Raw genomic sequence first — 8,359 nt, 5'->3', positions numbered from 1 at the left:
TAGAGAGGGTAAGGCTCCCAGTAGACGACTGGGTTGATAGGCCGGATATGGAAGCCCAGTAATGGGTGGAGTTGACCGGTACTAATAGGCCGAGGGCTTGTCCTCAGTTGCTCGCGTCCACTGTGTTAGTTCTGAGACAACGAACAGTTGTCGGCTTTTGAGCTGAACTCACAATTGAAGAGTGTGCTTGTTCGCTCGAAACCATTAGGGTTTCGGTGGTCATAGCGTAGGGGAAACGCCCGGTTACATTCCGAACCCGGAAGCTAAGCCTTACAGCGCCGATGGTACTGCAGGGGGGACCCTGTGGGAGAGTAGGACACCGCCGAACAATCTTTGGAAAGGACCCCTGGTCACCAGCGTACAGCTGGGACCAGGGGTCCTTTTGTTGTTCTGAAACAAGCACAGCCCGGAGCGCGCCGGGTACCCGGCTGCGCGAGAATGACTTGCGGTACCGATGACAGGAGTCACCATGTCCACCAACTCTCCCGACGACCGACCGGAGCGCGACCAGCGGCGACGGGACAGTGGTGACCGCGGCGACCGCAACGACCGTGGAGGTCAGCGCGGAGACCGTGGCGGCTTCCGTCGCGACAACGACCGCCGTGACAATGACCGTGGTGGCTACGTCCGTCGGGAAGGCGACCGCGGCGGTTTCCGCCGTGACGACCGGCGTGACGACCGGCGCGGAGACGACCGTCGAAGCGATGACCGCCGTGGCGACGACCGTGGTGATCGGGGCGGCTTCCGGCGCGACGACAACCGTGGCGGGGGATTCGGCCGGCGTGACGACCGGGACCGTGGCCCGCGCCGCGACGACCGGGGCCCGCGCACCGGCTTCCGCCGCGATGACCGCCGTGACGACAGGCGAGACGATCGCCCCCACGAGAGGCGCGACGACCGTCGGGACGATCGCGGTGACCGCGGTGCGCGGGGCGACCGTCCCACCTTCCGGCGTGACGACAACCGTGGCGGGGGGAGCGGGGGTTACGGCCGCCGTGACGACCGCCGGGTGGACGACCGACGTGGCGACGATCGTGGGTCTCGCGGTGGCTTCCGCCGCGACGACCGCCGCGATGATCGGCGTGACGAGCGTCGTGATGACAGGCGGGACGTCCGTCGCGACGACCGACGTACCGACGACCGGCGCGATGACCGGGACCGTGGTTTCCGGCGCGACGACCGTGGCGGCTTCCGTCGCGATGACCGCCGTGACGACAGGCGTGACGACCGGCGTACCGACGACCGGCGCGATGACAGGCGTGACGACCGTCGCAGTGACGACCGCGGGCCTCGCGGTGGTTTCCGTCGTGACGACAACGGCGGTGAGCGTGGTGGTTTCCGTCGTGACGACGACCGCGGTGAGCGTGGTGGTTTCCGCCGTGACGACAACCGTGGCGAGCGCGGTGGGTTCCGGGGCCGGGACGACCGTGGTGGCCGTGGGCCCCGTCGGGACGACCGGGGTGGGCGTCCCGGTGGGTTCCGGGGCCGGGACGACCGGCGCGACGACCGTCGGGAAGACCGGCGTGGTGGCGGCGGTGGCCGGTTCCGTGACGAGCGGGACCGGGACCGCGAGCCGATCAAGCGGCTGCCGATCCCCGAGGACGTGACCGGCGACGAGATCGACAAGGACGTGCGGCAGGAGCTGCAAAGCCTGCCGAAGACGCTCGCGGAGGACGTCGCCAAGAACCTGGTGATGGTCGCCCGGCTCATCGACGAGGACCCCGAGGGCGCCTACGGCTACTCCAGGGTGGCCCTGCGTCTGGCCTCGCGGGTCGCCGCCGTACGGGAGGCGGCCGGGTTCGCGGCGTACGCCAACCAGAAGTACGGCGAGGCGCTCGCCGAGTTCCGGGCGGCGCGGCGGATGACGGGCAGCGTGGAGCTGTGGCCCGTCATGGCCGACTGCGAGCGTGGGCTCGGCCGGCCCGAGAAGGCGCTGGACATGGCCGGGGCTCCCGAGGTGCACAAGCTCGACAAGGCCGGGCAGGTCGAGATGCGGCTCGTCGCGGCCGGCGCCCGGCGTGACATGGGGCAGCTGGACGCGGCCATCGTGACGTTGCAGAGCCCCGAGCTGGCCTCCAACTCCGTTCAGCCGTGGACCGCGCGGCTGCGCTACGCGTACGCCGACGCCCTGCTCGCGGCCGGTCGCAGCGGTGAGGCGAGGGAGTGGTTCGCGAAGGCCGTGGAGTCCGACCGGGACGGCAGCACGGACGCCTCGGACCGGCTCGCCGAGCTGGACGGTGTCGAGTTCGTCGACGCCCTCGACGAGAACGAGGCGGAGAACGAGGCCGAGGACGAGATCGGCAACGAGGCCAAGGCCAAGGCCGAGGCTGAGGTCGAGGAAGAGGTCGAGGACGGCGGCACGGACGTCGCCGTTCAGCGTGGCGACGAGGACTGACGTCCGCGGCGCACTGGCCGGCACGGACGAGCGGTAACGCGTGAGCGAAGGGGCGGGAATCCGGCAGGGTTCCCGCCCCTTCGCGTTGGAGCCGTGTGCCGTGTGCCGTGTGTCCTTGTGTCGCCGGGTGTCAGACGTCCAGCGCCCGAAGGACCAGGCCCGAGGCCGGTTTCGGGCCGAACGACGTCGACTTGCGGGGCATCGTGACGCCCTGGCGGGCCAGGTCGCGGACGACGTCCTCGCGGACCGGGTGCATCAGGACGGCCGTACCACCGTCGTGTTCGGCCTTGCGGACCGTGGCGGCCGTGTCGTGGATGTACGCGATGTGGGCCGGGGAGTCCTCGGGGATGCGCCAGACGTGACCGAGGAGCGTGGCGTGCAGGACCGTCGCGTCGAGGGTGCGCCACGCCACCGGCCGGTCCACGGGGATCGTGCGGGCCAGCAGCTCCGGGTCGGGCCGGTCCACGAGGTGGAAGGCGCCGTCGCCCCCCAGCAGGAACGCGTTGCCGGTCTCCACCGCGTCGGCCAGGGCCGCCATGGCGTCGGACAACGGCACGTCCAGGCGGCGTACCCGGAACCGGCCGTCCAGGGCGGCCAGCGCGTCCGCGACCGGCAGGCCGTGCAGGAGCCGGTGGATGGCGCGGACGCGCAGCGGGTAGCGGGCCGTGTCGACCAGCAGGACCAGGCCGTGGTCCCAGGGGCTGGGGGAGGGCTGCTCGGCGCGCAGCCGGCGGTAGGTGGCCCAGCGGTGGTGGCCGTCGGCGATGAGGGCCTGGTGCTGGGCGAGGTCGGCCTGGACCTTCGCCACGTCGGCGGGGTCGGTGACCGACCAGAGGCGGTGGTGGTAGCCGTCCTCGGTGGTCGTGGCGAGCAGCGGGGGCCGGCCGGCGGCCTGCTCGATCAGCTGGGCCGTGGCGGAGTCCGGGCCGTTGCCGCGGTAGGTCAGGAGGAGCGGCTCCAGGTTCGCCGAGGTGGCCCGCATCAGGTCGGCACGGTCGGCGACGATGTGCGGCATGACGTCCTCGTGCGGCAGGACCACCTGGTCCGCCGGGTCGGACACGCGCAGCGTGCCGATGATGCCGCGCTGGACCAGGCCGTCGCCGTCGCTCTGCTCGTAGACGTACAGGCCGGGCTCGGGGTCCGTGGTCAGGATGCCCTCGGAGCGCCAGCGGCGCAGGGTGTCGGCGGCCTGTTCGTTGCGGGCGCCGGACGTGGCGGCCTGCGGGAGGATCAGCCGGACGATGTTGTGCGGGTCGGCGGACTGCAGGTGGTGCACGCCGTCGGGGCGGACGACGACGTCGTAGGGCGGGGACGTCACGGCGGCCAGACTGCCGACCCGGTCGGGGTCGTAGCGCAGGCCTCGGAACGGGGTGAGTTCCAGGCCCCGGCGCGTCGTTGCTTCCGAGTGACCTGCTGTGTCCATCCCGGCATCGTACGTGTGTCAGTGGCATGCGGGATGATCGGGGGAAAGGCGAGCGAACGAGGAGCGATGCGGGATGAGCCGGAGCGTCAGGACGAGGCCCGACGCCAGTGGGCAGGCCCTGAGCGTGGCGTACGACACGGCGCTGCTCGACCTGGACGGGGTGGTGTACGCGGGGGGCGACGCGATCGCGCACGCCGTCGGGTCGCTCGCGACGGCGCGGGCCGGCGGGATGCATCTCGCCTACGTCACCAACAACGCGCTGCGGACCCCGGAAACGGTCGCCGCGCATCTGACCGAGCTGGGCATACCGACGGGTGCCGCCGACGTCATCACGTCGGCGCAGGCGGTCGCCCGGCTGATCGCGGAGCAGGTGCCCGCGGGGGCGCGCGTGCTGGTGATCGGAGGTGAAGGGCTGCGGGTGGCGCTGCGCGAGCGCGGTCTGGAGCCCGTGGAGTCGGCGGACGACGATCCGGCGGCCGTGGTGCAGGGGTTCGGCGGCCCCGAGCTGCCGTGGGGGCGGTTCGCCGAGGCCTGTTACGCCATCGCGCGCGGGGTGCCGTGGTTCGCGTCCAACACCGACCTGACGATTCCGAGCGCGCGGGGCATCGCGCCGGGCAACGGCGCGGCGGTGGAGGTCGTGCGGATCGCCACGGGGGCCGAGCCGCAGGTGGCGGGCAAGCCGCTGCCTCCGATGCACCGGGAGAGCATCCTGCGCACGGGGGCGGAGCGGCCGCTGGTGGTCGGGGACCGGCTGGACACGGACATCGAGGGCGCGTTCAACGGGGGCGTCGACTCGCTGCTCGTGATGACCGGCGTGACGGACGGCGCGCAGTTGCTCGCCGCGCCGCCGCGGCACCGGCCGACGTACGTCGACGCCGATCTGCGGGGTCTGCTCACCGGGCAGCCGGAGGTGTCCGCCGTCGACGGGGGCTTCCGGTGCGGTGGCTGGACGGCGCGGGCCGGCGCCGAGCGGCTGGAACTGGACGGTGACGGCACCGCGCCGGACGGGCTGCGGGCGTTGTGCGCGGCGGCCTGGACGGCGGCCGGGGACGGTGTGTGCGGGCTCGACGCGGGCAAGGCGCTGGCGCGGCTGGGGATGTGAGCGGGCGTCGGGTCCCGAGGGCGGCGAAGGGCTGCGGGGTGTCCCTTGTGCGGGCTGAGCTGGGCGGTGGTGCCCGGGGCCGGAGATGACGGCGCCTCGGGATCGTGGTCACTTGCGAGGGTAGGCTAACCTAACTGCGTGTTGGTCGACAGTCCTCCCGAACAGCGCGCGGAGCCCGCCCCCGCGCCCCCAACCCGCCGGGCGATACGTTCCTTTGGGTTGCTCGTTTCCGTCCTGATCCTGTTGCTCGTCGCGGTGGCGAGCATCGCGGTCGGCGCGAAAGAGCTGTCCCTGGAACAGGTCTGGCACGGCCTGTTCGAGAGCTCGGGCACCTACGGCGACGTCGTCGTCGACGAGCGGCTGGCGCGCACGATCCTCGGCCTGCTCGCCGGTGCCGCGCTCGGCCTCGCCGGTGCGGTGCTCCAGGCGCTCACCCGCAACCCGCTGGCCGACCCCGGACTGCTCGGCATCAACGCCGGCGCCTCGGCCGCGGTGGTCACCGCCATCACGTACTTCGGCGTCACGAGCCTGAGCGGCTACGTGTGGTTCGCCTTCTTCGGTGCCGCCGCCGTGGGCGCGCTGGTGTGGTTCCTGGGCGGCAGCCGCGGTGCCACGCCCGTGCGGCTCGCGCTCGCGGGCACGGCGATCAGCGCCGCGCTGTACGGCTACCTCCAGGCCGTGATGATCATGGACAGTGCGGCGCTCGGCAAGATGCGCTTCTGGACGGTGGGTTCGCTGTCGTCCGCGACCGACTCGACCATCAGCCAGGTGCTGCCGTTCCTCATCGTCGGCACGGTCCTGGCCCTGTTCCTGGCCCGGCCGCTCAACGCCATGGCCATGGGCGACGACACCGCCAAGGCCCTCGGCGCCAACCTGAACCGGACCCGGGCGCTGTCCATGCTGGCCGCGACCGTACTGTGCGGGGCGGCGACCGCCGCGTGCGGGCCGATCGTGTTCGTCGGGCTGATGGTGCCGCACGTCGTGCGCTCCTTCACCGGCCCCGACCTGCGCTGGATCCTGCCGTACGCCACGATCCTGTCGCCCGTGCTGCTGCTCGGCGCCGACGTCCTCGGCCGGATCGTCGCCCGGCCCTCGGAACTGCAGGTCGGCATCGTGACCGCGATCCTCGGCGGACCGGTCTTCATTCTTCTGGTACGACGGCGGAGGGCGGCGCAGCTGTGAGGACCAACCGTGCGGTGCGCACCCCGGGTGGCCTGTCCCTCCGGCTCGACGTGCGCGCCCTGACCGTCGTCGCCCTGCTGCTGGTGACCGCGCTCGCCGTGAGCATCGTGCTGATCGGCACCGGCGACTTCCCCATCGGCGCCGCTGACGTGCTGAAGACGCTCGCCGGGCAGGGCAACGCGGGCCAGGAGTTCATCGTCAACGAACTGCGGCTGCCGCGGGTCCTGGTGGGACTGCTGGTCGGCGCCTCGCTCGGGCTGGGCGGCGCGCTGTTCCAGTCCATCTCCCGCAACCCGCTGGGCAGTCCGGACATCCTCGGCCTCGGCCAGGGCGCGACGGCCGGCGCCCTCGTGATGATCGTGCTGTTCTCCGGCAGCGCCGCCGAGGTCACGATCGGCGCGCTCGTCGGCGGTCTGGCGACCGGCCTCGCCATCTACCTGCTCGCCTGGAAGCAGGGCGTGCACGGCTACCGCCTCGTCCTGGTCGGCATCGGTGTGTCCGCGATCGTCACCGCCATCAACGGCTATCTGCTCACCAAGGCCGACCTGGTCGACGCGGCCCGCGCCGTCGTCTGGATGACCGGCTCCCTCAACGGCCGCGGCTGGGACCAGGTCTGGCCGCTGCTCGCGCTGTGCGCCGTCCTCGTGCCGTTCGTCCTCGCCAACGCGCGCGGGCTGCGGATGATGGAGATGGGCGACGACGTCTCGTACGCCCTCGGGGTGCGCGTCGAGCGGGTGCGGGCGCTGCTGATGGTCGCCGCCGTCCTGCTCACCGCGTCCGCCACCGCCGCCGCGGGCCCGGTCAGCTTCGTCGCGCTCACCGCGCCCCAGCTCGCCCGGCGCCTGACCCGCTCGCCCGGCCCGAACCTGCTGCCGGCCATGTGCATGGGCGCCACCCTCCTCGTCACCGCGGACTGGGCCTCGCAGCGGGCCTTCGGCGCGGACCAGCTGCCGGTCGGCGTGGTCACCGGCGTCCTCGGCGGCGTCTACCTGCTGTGGCTGCTGACCACCGAGCGCAAGGCCGGCCGGATATGAGCGCCGCCGGCACCACCGGCACCGGGCCGAACAACCCAAGGAGCACCGTGAACCGCCTGTCCGCCGAGAAGGTCACCCTCGCCTACGACCAGCGCGTCATCGCCGAGCAGCTGTCGGTGGAGATACCCGACAACTCCTTCACGGTGATCGTCGGCCCCAACGCCTGCGGCAAGTCCACCCTGCTGCGCGCGCTGTCGCGGATGCTCAGGCCCAGCGAGGGCCGGGTGCTGCTCGACGGGCAGGTCATCCAGTCGATGCCGGCGAAGAAGGTGGCCCGGACGCTCGGTCTGCTGCCCCAGTCCTCGATCGCACCCGACGGCATCACCGTCGCCGACCTCGTGGGCCGGGGCCGCTACCCGCACCAGGGCATCCTGCGGCAGTGGTCCACGGAGGACGAGCGCGTCGTACAGGAGTCGATGGCGCAGACCGGCGTCGCCGAGCTCGCCGACCGTTACGTGGACGAGCTGTCCGGCGGTCAGCGTCAGCGCGTGTGGATCGCCATGGCGCTCGCCCAGCAGACGCCGCTGCTGCTGCTGGACGAGCCGACGACGTATCTCGACATCCAGCACCAGATCGACGTCCTCGACCTGTGCGCCCAGCTGCACGAGGAGCAGGGCCGCACCCTGGTCGCCGTGCTGCACGACCTCAACCACGCCGCCCGGTACGCCACCCACCTCGTCGCGCTGCGCGGCGGGCAGGTCGTCGCCCAGGGCGCGCCGAACGACATCGTCACCGCCGAGCTGGTCGAGGAGGTGTTCGGGCTGCGCTGCCAGGTCATCGAGGACCCGGAGACGGGCACGCCGCTGGTGGTGCCCGCCGCGCGCAAGGCGCGGGCCGGGGACCGGCAGGACGCGCGGCAGTTCGCCGCTACAGAAGCTTCCTGAGGCGCAGCAGGTCCCGCAGACCCGCCTCCAGCCGCACCCGGCCCGAACCCCAGGCCCGGGCGAAGTGCAGCTCGCCGTCGACCAGCGCCACCAGGTCGTCCCCGGCCAGGGCGAGCCGGATCTGCGCCCGCTCGGGCGGCGGCCCCTGCACCGTGTCGTGCACGTCGATCCGGCCGCCGGTCAGCCTGCCGACGAAGGTGACGTCGAGGTCGGTGATCCGGCAGCTCACCGACCGGTCCAGGGCGGCCGCCGCGCGTACGTCGCCCTCGGCGTCCGCCATGTTGTCCGAAAGCTTCTCGAGTGCGGCGCGGCACTCCTCGATCGTCGCCATCGCGACCG

8 protein-coding genes and 2 rRNA genes are annotated in these 8,359 nt (G+C 72.3%); 8 read left to right on the top strand and 2 right to left on the bottom strand.

Features of this window, described 5'->3' with window-relative positions:
* The 4 genes from QC282_RS16445 to QC282_RS16430 form a co-directional block, all read left to right on the top strand.
* A 23S ribosomal RNA gene (locus tag QC282_RS16445) occupies window positions 1–105 on the top strand; the annotation flags it as partial.
* Window positions 106–211: 106 nt separating this feature from the next.
* Window positions 212–328 (top strand): 5S ribosomal RNA (rrf, locus tag QC282_RS16440).
* 199 nt (window positions 329–527) lie between these two features.
* Window positions 528–1,607, top strand: coding sequence for a hypothetical protein (locus QC282_RS16435; protein ID WP_279550165.1), 1,080 nt, complete (start codon window positions 528–530; stop codon window positions 1,605–1,607).
* Between the two features lie 23 nt (window positions 1,608–1,630).
* Window positions 1,631–2,395 (top strand): tetratricopeptide repeat protein, encoded by a 765-nt coding sequence (locus QC282_RS16430; RefSeq protein WP_279550168.1) that lies wholly within the window; start codon window positions 1,631–1,633, stop codon window positions 2,393–2,395.
* 130 nt (window positions 2,396–2,525) lie between these two features.
* Here QC282_RS16430 and QC282_RS16425 read toward each other — a convergent pair whose 3' ends face one another.
* Window positions 2,526–3,818, bottom strand: a complete 1,293-nt coding sequence (locus QC282_RS16425; RefSeq protein WP_279550164.1) for a DUF1015 domain-containing protein — start codon at window positions 3,816–3,818, stop codon at window positions 2,526–2,528.
* 73 nt (window positions 3,819–3,891) lie between these two features.
* Between QC282_RS16425 and QC282_RS16420 the strand changes: the two genes are divergently transcribed.
* The 4 genes from QC282_RS16420 to QC282_RS16405 all read left to right on the top strand — a co-directional run bounded on the left by QC282_RS16420 (window position 3,892) and on the right by QC282_RS16405 (window position 8,020).
* A complete protein-coding gene (locus QC282_RS16420) occupies window positions 3,892–4,920 on the top strand; it encodes an HAD hydrolase-like protein (protein ID WP_279550163.1) in 1,029 nt (342 codons plus the stop codon).
* Window positions 4,921–5,058: 138 nt separating this feature from the next.
* Window positions 5,059–6,102: an iron ABC transporter permease gene (locus QC282_RS16415; protein ID WP_279550162.1), complete on the top strand. Its 1,044-nt coding sequence runs from the start codon at window positions 5,059–5,061 to the stop codon at window positions 6,100–6,102.
* Window positions 6,099–7,136: an iron chelate uptake ABC transporter family permease subunit gene (locus QC282_RS16410; RefSeq protein ID WP_279550161.1), complete on the top strand. Its 1,038-nt coding sequence runs from the start codon at window positions 6,099–6,101 to the stop codon at window positions 7,134–7,136. Before QC282_RS16415 ends, QC282_RS16410 begins: the two co-directional genes overlap by 4 nt.
* On the top strand, window positions 7,133–8,020 hold the full coding sequence (locus QC282_RS16405; RefSeq protein ID WP_279550160.1) for an ABC transporter ATP-binding protein: 888 nt from the start codon (window positions 7,133–7,135) through the stop codon (window positions 8,018–8,020). Before QC282_RS16410 ends, QC282_RS16405 begins: the two co-directional genes overlap by 4 nt.
* On the opposite strand, the gene QC282_RS16400 is transcribed toward QC282_RS16405, so the two are convergent.
* Window positions 8,004–8,351 carry a sterol-binding protein gene (locus tag QC282_RS16400; RefSeq protein WP_279550159.1) on the bottom strand — a complete coding sequence of 116 codons (348 nt, stop codon included), beginning with the start codon at window positions 8,349–8,351 and terminating at the stop codon, window positions 8,004–8,006. The genes QC282_RS16405 and QC282_RS16400 overlap by 17 nt on opposite strands.
* Between the last annotated feature and the right edge of the window lie 8 nt (window positions 8,352–8,359).

Origin of the sequence: Streptomyces sp. DH24, from assembly GCF_029813775.1 — a bacterium.
GTDB lineage: Bacteria > Actinomycetota > Actinomycetes > Streptomycetales > Streptomycetaceae > Streptomyces.
The sequence above is the reverse complement of the archived record's forward strand: the minus strand, read 5'-3'. Positions and strand labels throughout refer to the sequence as shown.